Annotated in this window: 23 protein-coding genes; 17 read left to right on the top strand and 6 right to left on the bottom strand. The window is 63.0% G+C overall.

Features of this window, described 5'->3' with window-relative positions:
* Nucleotides 1–140: 140 nt before the first annotated feature.
* On the bottom strand, nt 141–1,289 hold the full coding sequence (locus KIO74_RS23490; protein ID WP_213337292.1) for a helix-turn-helix domain-containing protein: 1,149 nt from the start codon (nt 1,287–1,289) through the stop codon (nt 141–143).
* Nucleotides 1,290–1,509: 220 nt separating this feature from the next.
* On the opposite strand from KIO74_RS23490, the gene KIO74_RS23485 reads away from it, so the two are divergent.
* The 8 genes from KIO74_RS23485 to KIO74_RS23450 all read left to right on the top strand — a co-directional run bounded on the left by KIO74_RS23485 (nt 1,510) and on the right by KIO74_RS23450 (nt 8,850).
* Nucleotides 1,510–2,466, top strand: coding sequence for a LysR family transcriptional regulator (locus KIO74_RS23485; protein WP_213337290.1), 957 nt, complete (start codon nt 1,510–1,512; stop codon nt 2,464–2,466).
* 349 nt (nt 2,467–2,815) lie between these two features.
* Complete coding sequence (locus KIO74_RS23480) at nt 2,816–3,724, top strand: PfkB family carbohydrate kinase (RefSeq protein ID WP_213337289.1); 909 nt, start codon at nt 2,816–2,818, stop codon at nt 3,722–3,724.
* Entirely contained in the window at nt 3,721–4,764 is a 1,044-nt protein-coding gene (locus KIO74_RS23475; RefSeq protein WP_213337288.1) for a tagatose 1,6-diphosphate aldolase, read from the top strand. Before KIO74_RS23480 ends, KIO74_RS23475 begins: the two co-directional genes overlap by 4 nt.
* An 81-nt stretch (nt 4,765–4,845) precedes the next feature.
* Complete coding sequence (locus KIO74_RS23470) at nt 4,846–5,517, top strand: amino acid ABC transporter permease (protein WP_213337287.1); 672 nt, start codon at nt 4,846–4,848, stop codon at nt 5,515–5,517.
* A gap of 2 nt (nt 5,518–5,519) precedes the next feature.
* On the top strand, nt 5,520–6,173 hold the full coding sequence (locus tag KIO74_RS23465; protein WP_213337286.1) for an amino acid ABC transporter permease: 654 nt from the start codon (nt 5,520–5,522) through the stop codon (nt 6,171–6,173).
* 16 nt (nt 6,174–6,189) lie between these two features.
* Nucleotides 6,190–7,014: a transporter substrate-binding domain-containing protein gene (locus KIO74_RS23460; protein WP_213337285.1), complete on the top strand. Its 825-nt coding sequence runs from the start codon at nt 6,190–6,192 to the stop codon at nt 7,012–7,014.
* A 53-nt stretch (nt 7,015–7,067) separates the two neighbouring features.
* On the top strand, nt 7,068–8,090 hold the full coding sequence (gene fba, locus KIO74_RS23455) for a class II fructose-bisphosphate aldolase (RefSeq protein WP_213337284.1): 1,023 nt from the start codon (nt 7,068–7,070) through the stop codon (nt 8,088–8,090).
* Between the two features lie 22 nt (nt 8,091–8,112).
* The gene (locus tag KIO74_RS23450; protein WP_283772186.1) at nt 8,113–8,850 is read left to right on the top strand and encodes an amino acid ABC transporter ATP-binding protein; all 738 of its coding nucleotides are present in this window, start codon (nt 8,113–8,115) and stop codon (nt 8,848–8,850) included.
* On the opposite strand, the gene KIO74_RS23445 is transcribed toward KIO74_RS23450, so the two are convergent.
* The gene (locus tag KIO74_RS23445; protein ID WP_249731452.1) at nt 8,803–9,573 is read right to left on the bottom strand and encodes a FadR/GntR family transcriptional regulator; all 771 of its coding nucleotides are present in this window, start codon (nt 9,571–9,573) and stop codon (nt 8,803–8,805) included. The two genes, KIO74_RS23450 and KIO74_RS23445, sit on opposite strands and share 48 nt — an antisense overlap.
* Before the next feature lie 497 nt (nt 9,574–10,070).
* Between KIO74_RS23445 and KIO74_RS23440 the strand changes: the two genes are divergently transcribed.
* The 9 genes from KIO74_RS23440 to KIO74_RS23400 are packed head-to-tail and all read left to right on the top strand — an operon-like array spanning nt 10,071 to nt 18,306.
* The gene (locus KIO74_RS23440) at nt 10,071–11,090 is read left to right on the top strand and encodes an ABC transporter substrate-binding protein (RefSeq protein ID WP_213337280.1); all 1,020 of its coding nucleotides are present in this window, start codon (nt 10,071–10,073) and stop codon (nt 11,088–11,090) included.
* Nucleotides 11,090–11,893 carry an ABC transporter ATP-binding protein gene (locus KIO74_RS23435; protein WP_213337278.1) on the top strand — a complete coding sequence of 268 codons (804 nt, stop codon included), beginning with the start codon at nt 11,090–11,092 and terminating at the stop codon, nt 11,891–11,893. The genes KIO74_RS23440 and KIO74_RS23435 overlap by 1 nt, the downstream gene beginning before the upstream one ends.
* A gap of 2 nt (nt 11,894–11,895) precedes the next feature.
* Nucleotides 11,896–12,711 (top strand): ABC transporter permease, encoded by an 816-nt coding sequence (locus KIO74_RS23430; RefSeq protein ID WP_213337276.1) that lies wholly within the window; start codon nt 11,896–11,898, stop codon nt 12,709–12,711.
* A 34-nt stretch (nt 12,712–12,745) separates the two neighbouring features.
* On the top strand, nt 12,746–13,462 hold the full coding sequence (locus tag KIO74_RS23425; RefSeq protein WP_213337274.1) for a GntR family transcriptional regulator: 717 nt from the start codon (nt 12,746–12,748) through the stop codon (nt 13,460–13,462).
* Entirely contained in the window at nt 13,459–14,367 is a 909-nt protein-coding gene (locus KIO74_RS23420; protein ID WP_213337272.1) for an Ldh family oxidoreductase, read from the top strand. Before KIO74_RS23425 ends, KIO74_RS23420 begins: the two co-directional genes overlap by 4 nt.
* 5 nt (nt 14,368–14,372) lie before the next feature.
* Nucleotides 14,373–14,912 carry an RBBP9/YdeN family alpha/beta hydrolase gene (locus KIO74_RS23415; RefSeq protein ID WP_213337270.1) on the top strand — a complete coding sequence of 180 codons (540 nt, stop codon included), beginning with the start codon at nt 14,373–14,375 and terminating at the stop codon, nt 14,910–14,912.
* Nucleotides 14,909–15,364 (top strand): YybH family protein, encoded by a 456-nt coding sequence (locus KIO74_RS23410; RefSeq protein WP_213337267.1) that lies wholly within the window; start codon nt 14,909–14,911, stop codon nt 15,362–15,364. Before KIO74_RS23415 ends, KIO74_RS23410 begins: the two co-directional genes overlap by 4 nt.
* A complete protein-coding gene (locus KIO74_RS23405) occupies nt 15,364–16,953 on the top strand; it encodes a gamma-glutamyltransferase family protein (RefSeq protein WP_213337266.1) in 1,590 nt (529 codons plus the stop codon). Before KIO74_RS23410 ends, KIO74_RS23405 begins: the two co-directional genes overlap by 1 nt.
* Nucleotides 16,954–16,998: 45 nt before the next feature.
* A complete protein-coding gene (locus KIO74_RS23400; protein WP_213337263.1) occupies nt 16,999–18,306 on the top strand; it encodes an acyl-CoA thioesterase/BAAT N-terminal domain-containing protein in 1,308 nt (435 codons plus the stop codon).
* Nucleotides 18,307–18,360: 54 nt separating this feature from the next.
* On the opposite strand, the gene KIO74_RS23395 is transcribed toward KIO74_RS23400, so the two are convergent.
* Genes KIO74_RS23395 through KIO74_RS23380 form a run of 4 tightly spaced genes read right to left on the bottom strand, consistent with a single transcriptional unit; the run spans nt 18,361 to nt 21,542 of the window.
* On the bottom strand, nt 18,361–18,960 hold the full coding sequence (locus KIO74_RS23395) for a UbiX family flavin prenyltransferase (protein WP_213337260.1): 600 nt from the start codon (nt 18,958–18,960) through the stop codon (nt 18,361–18,363).
* A 7-nt stretch (nt 18,961–18,967) separates the two neighbouring features.
* Entirely contained in the window at nt 18,968–19,966 is a 999-nt protein-coding gene (locus KIO74_RS23390) for an ABC transporter substrate-binding protein (RefSeq protein ID WP_213337258.1), read from the bottom strand.
* Nucleotides 19,967–19,983: 17 nt separating this feature from the next.
* Entirely contained in the window at nt 19,984–20,763 is a 780-nt protein-coding gene (locus tag KIO74_RS23385; RefSeq protein ID WP_213337256.1) for an ABC transporter ATP-binding protein, read from the bottom strand.
* The gene (locus tag KIO74_RS23380; protein WP_213337254.1) at nt 20,760–21,542 is read right to left on the bottom strand and encodes an ABC transporter permease; all 783 of its coding nucleotides are present in this window, start codon (nt 21,540–21,542) and stop codon (nt 20,760–20,762) included. The genes KIO74_RS23385 and KIO74_RS23380 overlap by 4 nt, the downstream gene beginning before the upstream one ends.
* Between the last annotated feature and the right edge of the window lie 6 nt (nt 21,543–21,548).

Raw genomic sequence — 21,548 nt, 5'->3', positions numbered from 1 at the left:
GGTGGGGCACGGCGGGTTGCCGCGCGTTGCCGGAGGCTCCGTCATCAATCCGAGTTCAGAGCTGCGGTTGGCCTCTGCTGGAGCTATACCTGCCGCGAATGCGTCGGACATCACGGTTTTGGGCTGCTCGGGCCTTGTGGTCACGAGCGGAGTTGGCGCAACAGTTGCTCGAGGCTTGCCTCTTGAGATCGCTCGACGATGGCGTTCCTCTCACGCTGATGGTCGCCGCCCATCCACCCCGCCCTGCGGACCGCGCTGGGGGACACGCCGAACTCGCTCCGGAAGGCCCGGCTGAAGACGGAGGCATCGGCGAAGCCCCATTGTTCCGCGATGCGAAGGATAGAGCGCGTGTCGGACGCGTCAGCGAGAGCCTCGCGCGTGCGAAGCAACCGTTGGCGCCTGATATAGACCGACACACCGCCAAACGCCTCAAAGGCGCGGTAGAGACGCGATCGGGAGACGAAAAGCTCCTCAGCCAGGGAGCCGGGCGAAAGGTCAGGTGCCTCGATCTTCCGGTCGATCAGTCGCTTAGCGCGTTCAAGCAATCTCACGTCGATCGCATTACGCGCAGCACCTTGGTGCGCGGGCGGAGACGTGCCATGCAGTGCGAGCAGTCCGCGCACCGCGCTTGGCAGGCCCGCAAGCTCGGAGAGGCGTAATCGAGGTAGTCGGCGATTGAGGATGACCAGAAAATCCATCAGCAGGAGACCCGCGCCACTGTCAAGCGGACGATCACGAATTGCCTCGAAATCGAAGCCAAAAGGGAAGATGTCCCGCGGTATGAACGCAACCAATAGGCGGCTTGCCCCAATTTCGGTTTGAAAGGGGTCGGCGAGACAGTGGAAGCTCAAGTGAATTGGCTCTGCGGGGGCTTCCGGGCTGGCGTCACCGCATTTGACGAGCGCATACCAGTGGTCGAGCGTCGTGCTTCTGCTATGACACAAGCCGAATACATGTTGGGGGCCAGGTAAATGCGCGCTGACGAGAATTACTCTGCCGAGATTCCACACGTCTTGCCGCACCGGGAAGCCTCCGGCACTGACACGCTCCAAATGCATATCGAACACCCCACGATAGGCTCCTCTGAAAGCGCTGAACTGCGTTGGGAGAGGAAGACCAGCTGTGGTGAATTCCGTTGGTCTCACGGGGGCATCGGACTCCACGCCCGCTGCTTCAGGCTTTTGCGTTCTGTTCATGGGCGCGGAAAAGCGACGTGCCTTCTTTCGATCTCGTGGGTAAATGTCTCGGCTCATGGCGCGCGTGGCATGCCCAGCCGCGGCCTTCGCCAATGGCGCTTGCGTGAACCGGCTCGGCATGTGACGTAAGTTCAGGCCATGCCAGCGATGCTTCGCTATTCTTTTGCGAGAAGTTGCATGCCAAGATTTTCTTCTGCGTGAAATCCCCGGAGCGTCCGGGTTATCCAGTCGACGATGGACAATGCCGAGATCGCGGCATCACGTAAACGCTGAAGTTACTGCAGCGTCGTATGAGTTGAATTCAGGAGGGGGTATGTCCATCCGTAGAGTTGACCTGAATCTGTTCAGGGTGTTCGAGGCGGTCTTGCAGACAAGAAGCGTCAGCACCGCCGCCAAGGAACTGGGCGTCACAGCGTCTGCGGTCAGCCATGCACTTGGCCGTTTGCGACAGGCCGTCGGTGACGAACTGTTCATGTATGGCGAGAACGGGATGGAACCGACACCCCGCGCGCTCGCGATCGCGCCGGTAATCCTCGATGGGTTGGAGCGCTTCGAGGAGGCCATCAAGACCAAGCCGTTCGAGCCCTCCAATACGGCGCGCACGTTCCGGGTGTCCGCGACGGACTTCGGGACTGCCATCATTCTGACCCCTCTCATCGAGCGGCTTGCCAGGACAGCACCGCAACTGGAGCTGCGTATCTTCCCCTATAGCCGGATGGACGTGATCCGGCATCTCGATGAAGGCCGCCTCGACCTTGTCATCGGTTGGTTCAGCGAGATGCCGGACCACATGCGGCGGACCAGCCTGCTGGTCGATCGGGAAGCGGTCGTGGCGCGTCGGGGACATCCCCTTGTCGGGCAATCTATCGATCGTGACCTGCTGTTCTCCTATCCCTTCGTCGTCGTGGAGCTCAGCGGGAGTGGCGAGCGGGCGGCAGAGGGGTTCATCGACGAGCGCGGGGTCTGGCGCCGTGTCTGGATCGACCGACTGCTCATTGAGACCACGGACGAAGATGCGGTCGCGCATGTGGCAGTCTCTCTGCCGCACTACGCCGCTGTTCCGGGAATTCTTTCGGCGACGGACATGATCGCAACACTTCCCGAGCGCATGGCGCGCAGGCTTGTGGACGCCGGCACCCATGAAATCCTGGAGCTGCCCTACAAGCCCCTCGAGGCTGCGGCCGAGGTTATTTGGCACCAACGAGGCGATCGTGACGAGGGGCTACAGTGGCTGATTGGCGAGCTGGCCGACGTGATGAGCACGCATTGATGGGGCCTGTCTTCCGCAGCGACCCGTGTGTTCGAAGTGGCCGCGCGATGCCGGCTGATTGGCACAGCCGTGGTACCAAAACGTGGCAATCATCGAAGAACCGCTGTCACGCGAGTATCCCGAGCAAACTGCGGTAACGATTGGCGGCGCATGCTGGAAGGGCGGTGTCGGGCCGTCGTTTCGCGGACGGAGTGAGTCTCCCATGTGGTGCCAGCGGGTCATCGGAGCACCGTGGGATATCTTGTAATAAATGTTGACTACATGTTGCGGGCGCCGCTAAAACGCTCGCGCAATCACGAGTGCCCGACGAACGGCGAGCGGGACAGAGAATGCTATGGGAAGAAGCGCGATGGCAGCAAAACGTATCGTCACTCTTGGAAACGCCTTCCTCGATACGATCGTCTATTTGCCGCGCCTCCCGACCGAACCCTGTAAATTTCGCGCCAATAACGTGCTGCGCACGGGCGGGGGTATCGCCGCGACTGCGGCTTACGCGACAGCCCGGCTTGGCGCCGATACCCAATACTGGGGGCGTCTTGGTCAGGATGCTGCTGGCGACGATATTCTGGCGCGTCTGCGCGTCGCGGGCGTGCATACGGATCACGTTCGCCGGGTGGAAGGCGGCGTGAGCCCCATCGGTACAGTGCTCGTATCGCCCAACGGAGAGCGCATGGCCTTCGGCTTCATCGGTCGGGACCTCGGCGATGATGCCGATTGGCTTCCGCTCGACGGCCTGGAGGGCGTCGATGCCGTGATGGCGGACTACAGTTGGTGGCAAGGTGCCGCGGCGGTCTTTCAGGAGGCGCGCAAGCGCGGCATCACCACCGTGCTTGATGCCGATGTCGGCGACATGGACGCGGTCAAGCGTCTGCTCCCGCTCCCGGATCACATCGTCTTCTCGGCCGCATGTCTCGAGCGCCTCACGGATACGACAGATATCGCCCTCGGACTTCGCCGCGCCGCACCACTTTGCCGTGGCATCATCTCGGTCACGATCGGTGAGAAGGGTTTCTGGTGGCTGGACGGCGATACGCCGCGTCACGTTCCGACCTTTGATGTGACGGCGGTGGATACGAACGGGGCCGGGGATATCTTCCACGGCGCCTATGCACTTGGCCTCGCCGAGGGACTGGATGTCGAGGGTGCCGCGCGTCTGGCCAGCGCCACAGCGGCGCTGAAATGCGCACGCGGCAGCGGCTGGGAGAGCATCCCGGATCGTGCGGCGGTCGATGCCTTACTCATGAAAGGTGTGTCATGAAGATTTCGCCCGGCAAGCTCTGGGGCCTTCGGCGCCTCGCTGATGACAACGGCCGCTTCAAGATGCTGGCGATGGACCAGACGGGACCCATCGTCAATCCGATCAAGGAAAAGCGCGGTCTCGATCAGGCGCCCTATACCGATATCGCCGCGGTCAAGGCCATGCTTGCCCGCCAGCTCGCTAGACATGCTTCCGCCGTTCTGCTCGATCCGCCGTTTGGCTATGCCGCCGCGATCAATGACATTCCCGCGCGGACCGGCCTCGTCGTCGGCAGCGAATGGGCGGTCTGGGAAGTCACCGAAACGGGCCGTAAGTCCCGCAACGTTCCGGGCTGGGATGCCGGCGTCATCCGCCGCATCGGTGGTGACGCGGTCAAGATCAATCTGTGGTTCCGGTCAGACGTCAGCGCGGATGTCCGCAGCCACCAGATCGCCTATCTCGACAGCGTCAGGAAAGCCTGCGAGGCCAATGACATCGCCTTGGTCCTGGAGTTCCTCGTCTACCCCTTCCCCGGCGAAAGCGCTGACGTCTTCGCCGAGCGGCGCGTTGCCCTCGTTCTCGAGGCGCTGGCGGATAGCGACGTGATGAATCCGGCCGGCGTTGATCTCTACAAGCTGGAGCCGCCGGTTGCGGTGCATAATGTCCCTGACCCTGACGGGCCAGAGGGGGCTGCCGTGCAGGCCGCCTTTGACCGCGTCGCCCGGGGCATCCTGCGGCCATGGGTCCTGTTGAGCGGTGGCGCCAACCCGGACGACTTCCAGAGGCTGTTGACCTATGCCTATCGCTCCGGCGCCAACGGCTATCTCGCCGGCCGGGCTATCTGGGCCGACGCTTTCAGTCATTTCCCCGATATGAAGGCCATGGAAGAGGGGTTGGCGCAGTCCGACATCATGGAGCGGCTCAACGCGTTGACCGATCGCCTGGCGGCGCCCTGGAACGCGCATAAGTGCTGGGCCAGCGTGGTGGAGATGAGCCCGAGCGGCCGCGATTTTGTCGCGGCCTACGGCGGTGACAATCTCTCGACATGTAATATTTATTGACGACAAGTTTGGCGCGCCCCTAGAGTGCGAGACAAGATCTAAGGAGCAGGCATCGCAGGCTTGCATCCGGGAGGACGAGGATTGGACTATCTCGATTTCAGCGGTGTTCTGTCCAGAGGCGACCTGCTCGCCAAGGGCTTGCTGCTGACTGCGCAGATCTCGCTGATCTCCATGGCTATTGGTCTCGTCATTGGCGTTCTGTCCGCGTGCTTGACCCTGAGCGGCAACCGCGTGCTTCGCATCGTGGTCCTGGCCTATATCGAGGCGATCCGCAACACGCCGTTCATCGTGCAGGTCTTCCTGATCTACTTCGGTTTGCCGGCTCTCGGTCTGCGGTTCGATCCTATCACCGCCGCGATCACGGCGATGTCCATTTATGGTGGCGCCTATATCAGCGAGATCGTGCGCGCCGGCATCGAGGGCATCAACAAGGGGCAGATCGAGGCGGCAAGGGCCTTGGGGCTTTCGGGCTACCGCACATTTCGCCACGTCGTGCTCAAGCCGGCGCTGGCGGCTGTTTTTCCTTCGTTGTCCGCGCAGTTCATTCTGCTTCTTCTGTCATCGAGCGTTGTCTCGGCCATCTCGGTGCCGGAGCTGACCAGCATTGGTAACGACATCCAGGGCATGACGCTGCGCAATATGGAGATCTATCTCGTCATCGCGGTCATCTATGTGACGCTCGTCGCTCTCCTGCGCGGCCTGATGCTCGGCATCGAGCGCTGGGCCTTCGGCTACAAGTTCGTTGGTCGCTGACGATGTTCCAGCCCTACACCTGGAACCATGTGTTCTTCATGTTGGGTGGTCTTGGGACGACCATCTGGCTCGCCGCGATCGCGCTCGTCGGCGGCTCGATAGCAGGTTCCGTGCTCGCCCTTGTGCGGGTGGCTCACAACCCGGTGCTGCGGAACACGGCGCGTTTCTACATTTTCGTGGTCCAGGGCACGCCGCTTCTCGTGACCTTGTTCATCGCTTATTTCGGCGCGCGCTGGCTCGGCATCGATGTCGCGCCGATTGTCGCCATCGCGGTCGCCTTTTCCTTCTACGCGGCCGCCTTCCTCGGCGAGATCTGGCGTGGCGCGATCGAATCCGTGCCGAATGGACAGCGTGAAGGTTCGCATGCGCTCGGCCTGAGCTACGCGGATTCGATGCGCTTCATCATCGTTCCGCAGGCGATCCGCATCGCCACGCCGCCGACCGTCGGGTTCTTCGTCCAGCTGATCAAGAACACCTCGCTGGCGTCCGTTGTCGGCATCGTCGAACTCACACGCACGTCGCAGATCGTCAGCAACGCCACCTTCAAGCCGCTCGATGTCTATCTGACCGCTGCGACGTTCTATTTTGTCGTTTGCTTTCCGCTCACTCTTCTCAGTCGTTATCTCGAGCGGCGTCTCGGTACCCAAACAAAGTAGTTCCAGGAGGAATGCAATGGGCATGTCTGCAATTGGTGGTTATCTCAAGAAGGCGGCTGTCGTCTGTGCTGCCGCGATGATGGTGACGGGGCTCGCGGCTGGCGCGGCGCAGGCGGCTGATGCCACCGGCAAGGCCTTTGACGATATCATCAAGCGGGGCAAGTTGATCGTCGGCATTTCGCTGTCGACGCCGCCTTATGGCATGACCGATGCGAACATGAAGCCGGCGGGCTTCGACGTGGCGATCGCCAAGCTCCTCGCGCGCGATCTCGGCGTCGAGCTCGAGGTTGTTGATCAGGTGTCGCAGGCGCGCATTCCCAACCTCACGAGCGGCAAGGTGGACATCCTCGTCTCGTCTTTCGGCATCACGGCCGAGCGCGCGAAGGCGGTGATGTATTCCAATGCCATTTATGTCGACGAGCAGATGGTCATCGCCCCGGCGAAGTCCGCTATCACCAAGCTCGAGGACCTTGTCGGCAAGCGGGTCGGCGTGACGCGTTCGACCACGAACGACACCATCATCACCGAAAAGGCCGTCAAGGGCACCAATATCCAGCGCTTCGACGACGACGCGGCGACGAACCAGGCGCTCTTCTCCGGCCAGGTCGATGCCATCGTCTCGGGTGTCGCGGCCGCCAACGCCATCAACAAGCAGACGCAGGAGTTCGAGCGCAAGTTCGCCGTCCGCCAGTCGCCGATGGGTGTTGGCGTGCGCCGTGGCGAATTCGATCTGCTGCAGTGGCTGAATACCGAAATCATGCTGCTCTGGAACTCAGGTGAGATCCAGGCCGCCCAGAAGGAATGGCTCGGCGTCGTCAACGAGAACCTGCCGCGCTTCTGATTGACCTGTGCGGCGGAGATGGCTCCGCCGCTTCTCCCGAAAGGTTTGCTCACATGTCCCGCATCACGCTCCGTCAATTGCTTGATCACGCCGCCGAGCACCAGTATGGCGTTCCTGCTTTCAGCGTGACCAATATGGAGCAGATGCTGGCGGTGATGTCGGCGGCCGATGCCGTTGACGCGCCCGTCATCCTGCAGGTCGGCACCAAGGCCCGCGCCTATGCGGGCGATATCATGATCGAGCATCTCTTCGAGGCGCTCATCAAGATGTATCCGCATGTGCCGCTCTGCATTCACCAGGATCACGGTAACAGCGAAGCGACCTGCGCGACGGCTCTGCAGCGCAAGTTCACGTCCGTCATGATGGACGGCTCGCTGCAGGAAGACGGCAAGACCCCGTCCGATTTCGACTACAACGTGCGTGTCACCGAGTCTGTCTCGCGGTTCGCCCATTTCATGGGCGCCTCGGTGGAGGGCGAGATCGGCGTGCTCGGCAAGCTGGAACATGGCCGCGATGAGCGGCTGCTGACAGATCCGGACCAGGCGGTGGAATTCGTCAGGGCAACGAAGGTCGATGCGCTCGCCATCGCCATGGGCACCTCGCACGGCGCCTACAAGTTCTCGCGCAAGCCCGACGGCGAAGTGCTCGCCATGGACCGCCTGGAGGACATTCACCGCCGCCTGCCCGATACGCATCTCGTCATGCACGGTTCCTCGTCGGTTCCGCAGGAACTGCAGGACATCATGAACAAGTACGGCGCGAATATCCCGCAGACCTGGGGCGTGCCGATCGAGGAGATCCAGCGCGGCATCCGCCACGGCGTGCGCAAGGTCAACATCGATACCGACAACCGCATGGCGCTCATCGGCCAGATCCGCCGCGTGATGCAGGAGGACCCGGGCGAGTTCGACATCCGCAACATGATGAAGCCAGGCATGGATGCCATCGCCAAGCTGTGCCGCCAGCGGCTTGAGGAATTCAACACCGCGGGACATGGGTCCAAGATCAAGGTCATCCCGATGGGCGACATGGCGCGTCGTTACGCGTCCGGTGCGTTGGATCCGAAGATCAAGTGACGTCGTAATACCAGAGCACTTCATGACCCAGACGATGATCGAGGCCGTCGGCCTCAACAAATACTTCTCCAATTTTCACGTCCTGCGGAATATCGACCTGCAGGTGAAGAGCGGTGAGCGGGTCGTGCTGTGCGGACCATCCGGATCAGGGAAATCTACCCTGATCCGCTGCCTCAACGGCCTGGAGCCGCATCAGGGCGGTGAGCTGTCGGTGTGCGGCATCGCACTCACGGACAAACGCAAGTCGATTGATCTCGTGCGTCGCCGCACCGGCATGGTGTTCCAGAACTTCAATCTCTTCCCGCATATGACGGCCGTCGAGAATTGCATGGTCGCGCCGATGCGGGTGAGGGGGCTGAAGCGTGACGAAGCGCGCGCCGTCGCCGAGAAATACCTGCGTCGCGTGCATGTCGAGGATCAGATCAACAAATATCCGTCGCAGCTCTCGGGTGGCCAGCAGCAGCGGGTGGCGATCGCACGCGCGCTCGCGATGAGTCCCGACGTCATGCTGTTCGACGAGCCGACGTCCGCTCTCGATCCGGAGATGGTGGGCGAGGTGCTCGACACCATGACCGAAATCGCGAACGAAGGCACTACCATGATCTGCGTGACCCACGAGATGGGCTTCGCGCGGAAGATCGCGGACCGTATCATCTTCATGGATGCCGGCGCGATCGTGGATACCGCGCCGCCAGAGGAATTCTTTACGAATTCACGGACGCCCCGTGCGCGTGAGTTTCTCTCCTGGGTGATGCACTGAGCCTTCAACATCATCCAGCAGGCTGTCGGGGGTATTGAACGTCTCGCGTTCGAGGTGGTGCACATCCGTCACTGCGGCGCGCGCCTGATAGAGATGGTGGCGCATATAGGCGGCCGCGCATTCACCGTCCTGCGCGACAACGGCGTCGTAAACCTTCCCATGTTCCTCGACGACGCGGAGACGCCGGGCGGGTGAACGCTCGCGGGCAAGTTCGAGGCCGATGGCCATGGTGCTGACGACCGGGCGACGCAGATCATTGAGGAGCGATGGGAAGTAGTCGTTGCCGGTCGCTTCCGCGATGGTTTCGTGGAAGGCGATATCCTCCTCCGTTCCGAGATTGCCGGCCAGAATTGCGGCGCGCAGCGCCTCGATCGTGTCGCGCATGAGCTTGAGCTGGGTGTTTGTCCGCCGGCCGGCCGCGAGCCGCGCGGCTTCCGCCTCCAGCACGATGCGCGGCTCGAACGTTCTGAGATAGCCCGAAAGTTCGTTGGCGCTCACCAGCTCCGGCAGGCGGCTGGACGGGCGATGGGATACAAATGTGCCAATCCCCCGGCGTGCCTGCACGAGTCCGTCGGCCTGCAGGCGCATCAAGGCTTCCCGGATGACAGGGCGCGATACCTCGAAAGCCAATGACAGCTCGGCCTCGGACGGCAATTTGTCGCCTTCGCCATAGTTGTCGGCCAGAATCTGCTCGAGAATCTGCCCGTATATGATTTCCCCCAAGCGCTCCTTGCGCGCGGGCCGAATTGTGGAAGCTTTCATAGGAACAACGTGGCCGATCGGTTTAATTTCGCTCATCATACGATAACAGGTGCGGGAGCTCAAAGCGTCCGACCCTACAGCCTGATCGATTTGCAGCAGGCCCGTGCTTCTTTCGAGCGCTGATCCGACTATCCATCGGGCATCCGCTACCACGTCTCTCCCACGAGACAAGCCTAGCTGTAACGGCGCGAAATTTGCCGGCTATCGAGCAGGACACTAGCAAAACCCGGCCTCATATTCCACGCAGAATTTCGTTGTTTATTAAAAAACACAAAATTATGCGGATTCTTGAAGATATCAGTTTGCAAATCTGATGCATTAGTTGCAATCTGATTCCCAAGTTGACCTAAGTCAAATGCGCGAGATTGCGAGGCCTCGGAGACGGGGTGGGCAGAGGTCGGGAAATCATGGCCGGAATCCGGCCGGCAGGCGCGGTAGCGTGCTCGGGAGCGTGGGACATGCGTTCAGTGAATCGTCGCGGTTTTGTCGTATCAGCGTTGGCAGCGGGCGTTCTTCTGGGCGCAATCCCCGGCGCTGAGGCACAGAAGACACCTAAGGTCGAGTTTCTCTACTCACCCTTCGCGGACTACGCGCCCTTCTTCGTCGCCAAAGAGCTCGGTTATTTCAAAGACTTCGGCGTTGATGTGACGCTATCGCCCAAGGGAGGCACCGCGGAGACGATCCAGCTTCTTGCCTCCGGCAACGTAGAGGCGGGGGCGGCAACCTGGGGCGCTGGTCTTTTCAACGCGATCGACCGTGGCGCGACGGTTGCGATCATCGCGACCTCGGCGAAGATGCCGGGCACAGTCCCGTCGCCTTCACCGTTCATGGTGTCGCAGAAGGCTTGGGACGCGGGCATTCGCAAGGTCGCGGACCTGAAAGGCAAGCGTGTCGGCATTCCCGGCCCGGGCGGCTTCGGCATGTTTTCCGTGGCCAAGGCGCTGGAAAAGGGCGGCCTTACAGTCGACGACGTTGAGGCTGTCTATCTGCCGCCGCCCGCAACGGCGGCTGCCTTCGCCAATGGCGGGCTGGAAGCCGGCTGGAGCATAGAGCCCTTTGCCCTGCAGCTCGAGAAGCAAGGTCTCGGCCGCCGCCTTGTCGAAGATCACACCTTTGGCACCGAACTCGGCTTCATTGCCTTCAACAAGGAGTTTGTGGAGAAGAATGAAGACGCCGTCGTGCGTTTCATGGCGGCCTATCTCAAGGCGGCCCGGCTTCTCGACAAGGGCGGCTGGAAGGACGACAAGATCCTCGACATCGTGGCGAGATACACCGGCACCGAACGTGACACGCTTCAGGGTATTTCCTACACGGTGCGATCGGAGGATGGCGCCATCGATATGGCCTCCGTGCGCGAGCAGGAGGAGTTCTTCCGCAAGCGAGGCGCCCTCGAATATCAGGGGCAGGCGAATATTGACTCCGTCTATCGCGCCGATCTTCTGAAGCGCGCCAACGAGCTGGCCGCGAGCAAGCCGTGATGGCGGCCGTATTCGAAATCGATCGCTCACGGCGCTCGCGCGGGACCGACGCCGCGATCGAGGTGAGCCATCTCACCAAGGCTTTCTACGATGGTGAAGGCGATCGCGTGACGGTCGCGGCCTCCGACGTCAACTTCACCGTGACGCGTGGGGAGTTCGTCTGCATCGTGGGACCGAGCGGCTGTGGCAAGACGACGGTACTGCGTATTCTCGCGGATCTCGAGCAGCAACTGAGCGGCACGGTCAGGCTGCACAGCGGCTCGCCACCAGCCATGGTATTTCAGGAGGCCTCGGTGCTGCCGTGGCTGACCGTGTCTGAGAACATTGCCTTCCCGCTTAGTCTCAAAGGTGTGACGCGGGAAAAGCAGAATGTCCGGGTGCGGGAGTTGCTTGAGCTCACCGGCCTCACGGATTTCGCCAATGCCCGGCCGCACCAGTTGTCGGGCGGCATGAAGCAGCGTGTCTCCGTGGCGCGTGCGCTGGTCGATGATCGCGAGATCCTGCTCATGGACGAGCCCTTCGGCGCGCTCGATGAGCAAACGCGTCTGGTGTTGCAGCAGGAACTGCTCCGCATCTGGGAAAAGACGGGCAAGACTGTCGTCTTCATCACGCACAGCGTCGACGAGGCCCTGACCCTTGCGGATCGCGTGCTCGTCATGTCTCCGCGACCGGGCACCATCGTGGCCGACCTCGCCGTACCGTTCGAGCGGCCGCGCGATGTCGTCGAGATGCGGCGCGACAAGCGCTTTTGGGATCTGACCTATGAGGTGTGGCGTCTCCTGGCCGCGCCCGCGAGGACCTGAAGATGAGTGCCATTCCCGCAAGACTGTCGGACGATGAACTCAACCGTTTGAAGGCGCCAGCGCGTCGCGAGCGGATATTCCGCGTCTTCTCCTATTTCAGCCCGCTCCTTTTGCTGCTTTTGTGGGAGCTGTCCGCGCAGTTCAACCTGATTGACCGCCGTTTCTTCCCGGCGCCGAGCGCCATAGCGCAGACCGCCTGGCGGATGATCCTCAGCTTTGAGCTGTTCGATCACATGGGCGCAACCCTCCGGCGAGTTGCTGTGGGCTATGTTATGGGCGCTGTTCCGGGAGTCGTAATGGGGCTCATTCTCGGACGTTCCCGTCCTGTGCGCAGGGTGCTCGGGCCGATCTTCTCCGCGCTCTACCCCGTGCCGAAGATTGCCATCCTGCCGTTGATCCTTCTGATCTTCGGCGTTGGGGACGCCTCGAAATTCGTCGTCATCGCCATCGGCGTCTTCTTTCTCATGCTTTACAATACCATGGGCGGCGTCATGCAGACCCCGCAGATCTACATGGATGTCGCAAAAAACGCTGGTGCCACGCGCTTCCAGGTCTTCCGCCGCATCGCCTTTCCGGCCGCGCTTCCGAGCATCTTCACCGGGCTGAAGCTCGCCGCTGGATCCTCCTACATTATCATCGCCGCGGCAGAGTTTCTTGGTGCGCGCAGCGGCGTCGGCTTCTTCATCTGGGCATCCTGGCAGACCTTCGCCGTGTCGCGCATGTTCGTCGGCATCGTGGTGATCTCCGCGATGGGGTATCTCACTATCCTGGCGCTCGAATTCCTCGAGCGGCGCTTCGTGCCCTGGGCGAAACATTAGTGGCATAGGGCGGGAACACGGGAAGGATGACGGTATGACTGCCGATGACGTCCAGGCGCCGAGCAACGTGCCGGTATCAGAGCGCATCTATCTCTCGCTGCGGCAAGACATCATGCGCTGCGAAATCGCGCCCGGCGTGACGCTGGACGCGGCCGCCATTGCCAGACGCTATGCCGTGTCCAAGACGCCGGTTCGCGATGCCATGCAGAAGCTCGCCGGGGACGGGTTGGTCATCATCTTGCCGCGCAGCGGCTATCGTGTCGCTCCCATCACCTTTCAGGCCGTGCACGAAATCCTGGATCTGCGCGCCGCGATCGGCCCGCATGCCGCGCGCCAGGCGGCCCGCTATGCGACATCCGCCGACATCGATGAACTCCGGCATATCGTGGCCGAATATGCGGCGCCGCTCGATATCGGTGCGATGCAGCAGGTCGCGCGGCGTTTTCATGTTGCGATCGCGCGCTGCAGTCGCAACAGGCGCGTCGTCGCCTTGACGGAGGCCCTGTTCGACGAGCTCGAACGTCTCCTGCGTTTCGCCATCGATTTCACGGTCAAGGCGGGGGAACATTCCGGTGAGCATACCGATCTCGTGGATGCCATCGAAGCCGGCGACGGCAACCGCGCGGCGCAGATCGAAGCGGGCCATATCGCGAGCAGCCGGCAGTTCCTGATCGAGAGGTTGATAACGCTCGGCTATCTCTCCGAGGTTGAGCTCGCGCAGGGAGCGCGGGTCGAGAGGGCGGCAGAATGATCACCATCGCTGAGGCCATCGCACGGTTGTCGCGCGCCCTGGGAGGCAGTGCGGGCGCCGATCTGGCGGCGGCCGCTCTCGTCGAGGCCGATGCGCTTGGCCTGCCGCGGTTCGGCATCGCCATGCTGGATGAGTGGGCTGGCCGGGCACAGGAAGTGGAGGCATGCGCGGACCAGGGCCCATTGCGGTGGCGCGACTGCTCGGCCTCCTTCGCCCCTTTGGCGGTCGCCCATGCGACCCTCGATATCGAGCTCGCCGCACGGCAATATGGCGTCGCTGCCTTCTTTCTGCGCGGTGTGAAAGGCTTCGGCCGCCTGGCCCCGTTCGTACGACGCCTTGCCGATGCGGGACTTGTCGGAATCGCCGGAGCCGAAGGGCCACCATTTGTCGCGCCATACGACGGCAGAAGTGCTGTTATCGGCACCAATCCGTTCGCTTTCGCAATCGGGCAGGGTGAGGATCGCATTGTGGTCGATCTGGCCACGGCGAGCCTGACGATGGCTGACGTTCGCGACGCCCGAGCAACGGGCCGGAAGTTGCCGGCCGGCAAGGCACTTGATCACCTGGGGCGGCCCACGAGCATCGCGGCGGATGTCGCCGCCCTTCTTCCGCGAGATGGGAGGGCTGGCTCCCTGCTCGGTCTTGTCGTGGAACTGCTGGCTGGCATTGCGGGGCAGGGGCGCGGCGACAGCCGGGGGCGTGGGGTGTTCCTCATGGCAATCGATCCCGAAGCCGGCGGAGACACCGGGCATTGGCGCGAGTTGCTCGCGTCCCTCAAGACGGAGTGGATGGACGCTGGGGGCCATTGGCCGCGTGGCGGCGGGCTAGCCGGCGCGGGTGAACTGGACGACGCCTTTGCACAGAGGCTCGGGGAGCATCTCGCGCGCATCACGGGGAAGGCATAAATAGAATGCAGAGATTCATCCTGCCGGGCTGGCATGGCTCTGGCGCCGGGCATTGGCAGCGGCTCTGGCTGAAGCACGACCCGGCAGCTGTGATCGTGGAGCAGGACGACTGGGCCAATCCTGACCGGGAGGCGTGGCTGGCGCGTCTCGACGCAGCGCTCGCCGGCGCAAACGAGGCCATGCTCATCGCGCACAGTCTTGGCGTGATCCTCGTTGCTCACCATGCCGCGACGCGGCCGCTTTCCCCGGTGCGCGCCGCCCTGCTAGTCGCGCCAGGCGATGCCGACCTGCATGCGCCGGCCAATCCGCCGATAGCCAGTTTTGCGCCCATGCCGCGCGCGCCTCTGCCATATCCTTCCACGATGGTCTTGAGCCGCACGGATCCGCACATGAGCTTCGCGCGTTCGACCGAGCTCGCCCGGGATCTAGGAAGCAGCGTCGTCGATCTCGACGACGCCGGGCACATCAACGTCGACAGCGGCTTCGGGCCCTGGCCCCTAGGCTTTGAACTAGCTGACGCCTTGCAGAAACGGTGCAAAGAATGACGACTACCCCTGCCCCACATGCCGATGATATCGCCGCGATCCGTGATTGGTTCGCGCGCCTGAACATTCAGGTCAACGCTCTGGACTTCACCGGCGCGCGGGACTGGGTGAGCGATGATTTTGTCGCCTTCGGTACATTTGCGGATTTTCTCGTCGGCAAGGACGATGCGGAGCGCAACCAGTGGCGCAACGTCTGGTCGACGATCAAGGATTTCCATATCCGTCTCGATGAAATCCACGGCTTCATCTCACCAGACCGGCTCTTCGCGGTTGGGCTCGCTTTCTTCGATTCAACCGGTTTTCGGGAGGACGGGACGCCGTTTCCACGGCAGGGACGCGCGACAGTGTCGTTTGTTCGTGACAAGGTGGGCGATGCCTGGGTGGCCAACCACAGCCATATGTCGCTGATGCGTGGCACCCCCTCCTCCTCCCACGGTAACAGGGAAGCCTGATGGACTACGACTTGCCATATTCCTCACAACGCTCGCCGGTCCTCGGGCGGAACATCGTCGCGACCTCGCAACCGCTCGCTGCGCAGGCCGGCCTCCTCATGCTGGCGCGCGGCGGTAACGCGGTCGATGCCGCCATCGCCGCCGCCATGGTGCTGACAGTCGTCGAGCCGACCGGTTGCGGCATCGGGAGCGATGCCTTCGCGATCCTGTGGGATGGCAAGGAACTACATGGTCTCAATGCGTCCGGTCGTGCACCTGCCGCGTGGACGAAGGAGCGTTTCGCGCAACACAAGCACATGCCTGAACTCGGCTGGGACAGCGTGACCGTGCCGGGCGCGGTCTCGGCCTGGATCGCGCTCTGGGAGCGGTTCGGCAGCCTCCCGCTCACGGAGATCGCGGCTCCCGCAATCGGTTATGCACGTGACGGCTATCCCCTCAGCCCGATCATCGCCGTGCAATGGGAACTCGGAGCCAGGCGGCTCGGCAAGGGGCCGGGCTTCGCGGATGCCTTTATCCCCGGCGGGGCGGTTCCCAAGGCCGGTGAGATCGTGCGCTTGCCCGATCACGCGCGGACGCTCGAGGCCATCGTGGCGAGCAAGGGTGAGGATTTCTACCGGGGCGATCTCGCGAAGCGCATGGTGGCGCATAGTACCGCCCACGGCGGCGTCATGAGTCTGGCGGATCTCGCCGAGCACAAGGTCGACTGGGTCGGGACTGTCTCGCAGCGCTTCGCCGATGCGGCGGTGCATGAGATCCCGCCGAACGGCCAGGGGATCGCGACCCTTATCGGCCTTGGAATACTCGACGCGCTCGGGGTTGGTGACAAGCCTGTCGACGACATCGAAACGCTGCACCTTTCGATCGAAGCGACCAAATCGGCGCTGGTCGATATAGCCGTCCATGTCGCGGATATCGATGCCATGCGGGTGCGCCCGGAGGATTTGCTTGACCCGGCCTACATCGCGGCGCGTGCTGCCCTGATCGATCGGAACGAGGCGGGCGATCCCGGCCATGGAACCCCGCGACCGGGCGGCACGGTCTATCTCGCGGCAGCCGATTCCGCTGGCCGCATGGTTTCGTTCATCCAGTCCAATTTTGCCGGCTTCGGTTCGGGCGTCGTCGTGCCGGGAACCGGTATCAGCATGCAGAACAGGGGCAAGGGCTTCAGCCTGGAACCGAACCATCCGAATGTGGTGGCGCCGCGCAAGCGCCCGTTCCACACGATCATACCGGGCTTCGCGACAGACCATGCCGGCAATCCCCTGATGGCTTTCGGCGTCATGGGCGGGCCCATGCAAGCGCAGGGGCATCTCCAGATGGCGTTGCGCATCCTGCGTTACGGCCAGAACCCGCAGGCGGCTGCCGACGCGCCGCGCTGGCGCGTCATGCAGGGGCGCAAGGTTTCGGTCGAGGCCAATTTTGACCCCACGCTCGTCGAGGGGTTGCGCCGGCTCGGCCATGAGGTCGTGGTGGAAACGCCGGACGCAGTCTTCGGATTCGGCGGTGCGCAGGCCATCCTGCGCAATGGGCCGTCGGCTTATGTTGCCGGCTCCGATCCGCGCAAGGATGGGCAGGCGGTGGCGTTCTAGTTTCCGCTACGGCCTTCCTCATTTGTCATCGTCCAGGAAACGCGCATGTCCGCTCCAGTTCTCACGGTCAGCCCTGCGGATGGGCTGATCGATCTTCCACGTCAGATCCTCGTCACCGGGCTCAAGCCGGATGAACTCGTCGCCATTTCGGCGCGCACGCGGCGCGCGCAAGGGATCGTCTGGGATAGTCAGGCGACCTTCATGGCCGACGCGGCCGGCACTGTCGATCTCAGCCGCGATGCGCCGGCAGGCGGGGACTACGCGGAAGTCTCGGCGATGGGGCTTTTGTGGGCGCAGTATCCCGCGACCACAAGCCAGGACATGTTCGTTGACGATGTCATGGAGCCGCTGGTCACGGAACTCACGGCCGTGACCAGCGACGACCAGCGCCTCAGCGCGAAACTCGTGCAGCGCTTCGCGGGCGCGGGCGTAGCGCGGCGGGAGATTCGGGACGAGGGGCTTGTCGGTACGTTGTTCACACCGGCCGGCCCCGGGCCACACCCGGTTGTCGTCGTTCTCAATGGTTCCGGCGGCGGCATCAACGAGCCACGGGGGGCACTTTATGCTTCCCATGGCTACCAGGCCTTTGCGCTTGGCTATTTCAAGGCTCCGGGGTTGTCGCCTTATATCACCGAGACACCGCTTGAGTATTTCGAAGCCGGCTTAAGATGGGCGCGGCGGAACCTTGTGCCGCGCGACGGATTTGTCGCCGTCAGCGGCCAATCGCGTGGTGGCGAGCTGGCATTGCTCCTCGGAGCCACTTTTCCAGATCTCGTCTCGGCCGTCATTGCCTATGTGCCGGGTGCGATGGTGCATGGCGCCCAGGGCGCCGGCGATCCCGCCCGCGGCGGTTGGAAGGGGGTGACCTGGACACGCGGCGGCGTGCCGCTACCCCATCTTTGGCAGGACAACGCGGCGGTGCACTGGCACCCATGGGCGGGAGACGCACCACCGGACCGCCATCACTCGGTTTTTTTCGAAGGGCTTAAGGACCGCGCGCTGGCCGCGCTCGCGCGCATTCCGGTCGAAAGGATCAGCGGGCCGGTATTGCTCATCTCGGGCCGCGATGATCGCGCATGGCCGTCCAGTCTCTATTCCCGGATGGTGGTCGCGACCTTGCGAACCCATATGCATCGGCAGCCGGTCATTCACCTTGATTTCGACGATGCGGGGCATTCGATCAACCTGCCATTCGTACCGACAACTCAGCTCAGCCGAGAACATCCCGTATCGAAAGTGCCCTTCACAAGCGGAGGTACGCCATCAGGCAACGCCAAGGCTGACGAGGGCTCCTGGCGGGGCGTGCTTGATTTCCTCGAGCAAGTCCGTCTGCCGCGGACAGGCTCTGCTTAGCAATGGATGAGTGATTTCTTCCCGGCGCTTGCAACAGCCCGGGCAGGTGGGGCTTTAGTCGGACGCCGGCTCGCCCCAGCGGCGGACCGTGCCGGCGTCGATGTCGAAGAGATCGAGAGCCCGCCCCACGCTATGGGCGACCATCTCGTCGAGGCTCTCAGGCCGCGCGTAGAAGGCGGGCACAGGTGGCATGACGATGGCGCCCATCTCCGTCACCTGCGTCATGCTGCGCAGATGACCGAGATGCAGCGGCGTTTCGCGGACCATGAGGACGAGGCGCCGGCGCTCCTTGAGAACGACGTCCGCTGCGCGGCTGAGCAACCCCGAGGTCACGCCGCTGGCGATTTCCGACAGACTGCGGATCGAGCAGGGCGCGACCAGCATGCCCATGGTGCGGAAGGAGCCGGAGGATATCGGGGCGCCGATATCCTCCGCCTTGTACACGACGCTCGCCAGGGCATGAACGTCAGCCACCTTCAGCGACATTTCATGGGCGAGCGTGATCTGCGCCGAACGCGTCATCACGAGATGCGTTTCGATGCCGAGCCGGCGCAGGATTTCGAGCGCACGCACACCGTAGACGATGCCGGAGGCTCCGCTGATGCCGACGATCAGCCGGCGCGGCGCCCCACTGCCGTGCGTTGCGCGCGTCATGGTGTCCTCACGCCTTCGGCAGGAATTCGTTGGTGTAGAAGACAGAGACATCAGCCTCGGTCTTCGTAAGGCCGCCGAAGTCCTTCATCAGGGTCTGCGCTTCTTCCCAGCGCTGCTTGCTGGAATAGCCGATGCCATGAGCCTTGGTTTCCGCGGTCTCCAGCAAAGGCGCGGTTGCCTTCAGCTTCGCCACCTCGACCTCGGCCTTGAGGCTGGGCGAGCGCTTGATCAGCGAGGCGACGGCCTCCTCGGGATTTTCGATGGCGTAGCGGTAGGCCCGGATGCTGGCCTTGACGAAGCCCGCGACCACCTTCGGTGAGGACGCGATCGTATCCTTGTGCGCGGCAATGCCATCGCCCATGGTATCGATACCGAACTCGGAATAGGCGAAGCACTGGACCTCGTTGTTCGTCGTCGCGGCAAGCCCGATGTAGGAATCGTTGGTGAAGCCGGTGATCGCCTGCGCGCGCTTCGCCAGGAACGTCTGGGTGCGGGTGCCGCCGTCGGACGCGACGATCTGCACGGCGTTGCGCTGCACGTTGTTCTTGGCGAGGAGCGCGTAGAGCATCGTCGTGGTCGTGTCGCCCTGCAGCGTCGCCACCACCTTGCCGACGAGGTCGGACGGCTTGGTGATGTTCTGGTCCTTCCAGCTGATCAGCGCATTGGGGCTGATCTGGTAGATCTGGGCGACCGTGCGCACGGGCATGCCTTGCGCTGCCCCCAGCATCAGGGAGGGCGGATCGACGATGGTGAAGGTGTCCTGGCCGCTCGCGACGAGCTGCATGGAGGAGGTGACGCCCTTGCCCTCGAGCACCTCGACGTCGAGCCCTTCCTCCCGGTAGAAGCCCTTGTCCACGCCCAGGAGATAGGGTGAACGATGGCCGTTGTAGTTGAAGGCAAGCCGCACGGTCGCCTTGGTAAGCCCTTGCGCGCGGGCGAGGCCGCCGGTGAGGCCGAAGGCGCCGGCAGCAGCCGTTCCGGCAAGTAATGAACGTCTTGAAAGCATGATCTCTTACCCCTCTGTCAGTATTTCTTAAGAACGCCGTGACGCTCGAAGAGATGGCGCACATGCGCCACGATCTCTACGAAACGCCGTGACTCCATGGTTTCGGGCCTGCGCGGGAAAGGCAGGTCGACCTCCACGATCTCCGCGATCCGGCCGGGACGCGGCGTCATCACCAGGACCCGCTGGGCGAGCAGGATCGCCTCCTGGATGTCGTGCGTGACGAACATCACGCTCTTGCGCTCTTTGAGCCAGAGCTGATGGAGTTCCATCACCATCTGCTCGCGCGTCAGGGCATCGAGCGCGCCAAAGGGCTCGTCCATAAGAAGGAGCGGCGGGTTATGGATGAGGGCCCGGCAGATGGACACCCGCTGGCGCATGCCGCCGGAAAGCTCGTAAGGGAATTTGTCCTCGAAGCCGGCGAGGCCGACGAGCGCCAGGAGGTCACGCGCCTTTTGCTCGTGGACCTTCAGATCGAGCCCGCGAATCTGCGGCTGGATCATCACGTTGTCGAGCACCCGCCGCCAGTCGAGCAGGACATCGGTTTGGAAGACGATGCCGATGTCCGTGACGGGCCGATCGATGCGCCGGCCTGCCTGTTCGACAGTCCCGGAAGTCGGAAACTCGAGCCCTGAGGCGAGCGACAGCAACGTACTCTTGCCGCAGCCGCTTGGTCCGAGAATGGAGAGAAACTCGCCCTCGGCAATGCGGAAATCGATGCCGTCCAGCGCCTGCACCGGTCCGCTTGCGGTGCGATAGATCTTGCCGACGTCGGTCAGCGCGAGTGCTGGCGCGGTCATTGGCCGCCTCCGTGCTTCAGTCGCTGCGACACGTGCCAGGGCAGTGCCCAGCGCTCGACACGATCGACCAGCGCGAACAAGGCGACGCCCATGAGGCTCAGCACCACGAGCACGGTGAAGGACAGGGTGATGTCGAGCGATCCGTTGGCGACGATGAGCTGGTAGCCGAGGCCGCGGTCAGCGGCCACGAACTCGCCGACGATAGCGCCGACGATGGCGAGCGTGCTCGCGACCTTGACGCCTGCGAAGATATGCGGCAGCGCCGCCGGAACCTGGAAATTCACGAAGGTCTGCCAGCGCGAGGCGCCCATGGAGCGGGCAAGCCAGCTGACCTCCTTCGGCGCGGAGCGGAAGCCGACGAGGGAATCGACGACGATCGGGAAGAAGCAGATCAGAAAAGCGATGAGAACCTTCGGCATCAGGCCGAAGCCGAACCACACCACGAGCAACGGGGCGATGGCGACCTTCGGGATGGTCTGCGAGGCGACGAGCACGGGGTAAAGCATCCGCTCCGCGATACGGATCTGCGCGAGAAGTGCTGCCAACGGGATGCTGACGACGATCGCCAGCAGGAAGCCGATGACGACTTCGATCGTCGTGGCGACGAAATGGTAGAGGATCGAGTCCCAGTCGGTGAAGAGACGCACCGCGATGGCCGACGGCGGCGGCAGGAGATAGGCCGGCACGCCGCCAATCCGCACGCCGGCTTCCCACAGGACGAGGATGAGAATGCCGACGATGGGGCCATCGAGCGAAGGGGGAATGCGGAAACGGTCCATGATGCC

This window comes from Chelatococcus sp. HY11 (genome assembly GCF_018398335.1).
GTDB lineage: Bacteria > Pseudomonadota > Alphaproteobacteria > Rhizobiales > Beijerinckiaceae > Chelatococcus.
This window is presented reverse-complemented; position numbering and strand designations above follow the sequence as displayed.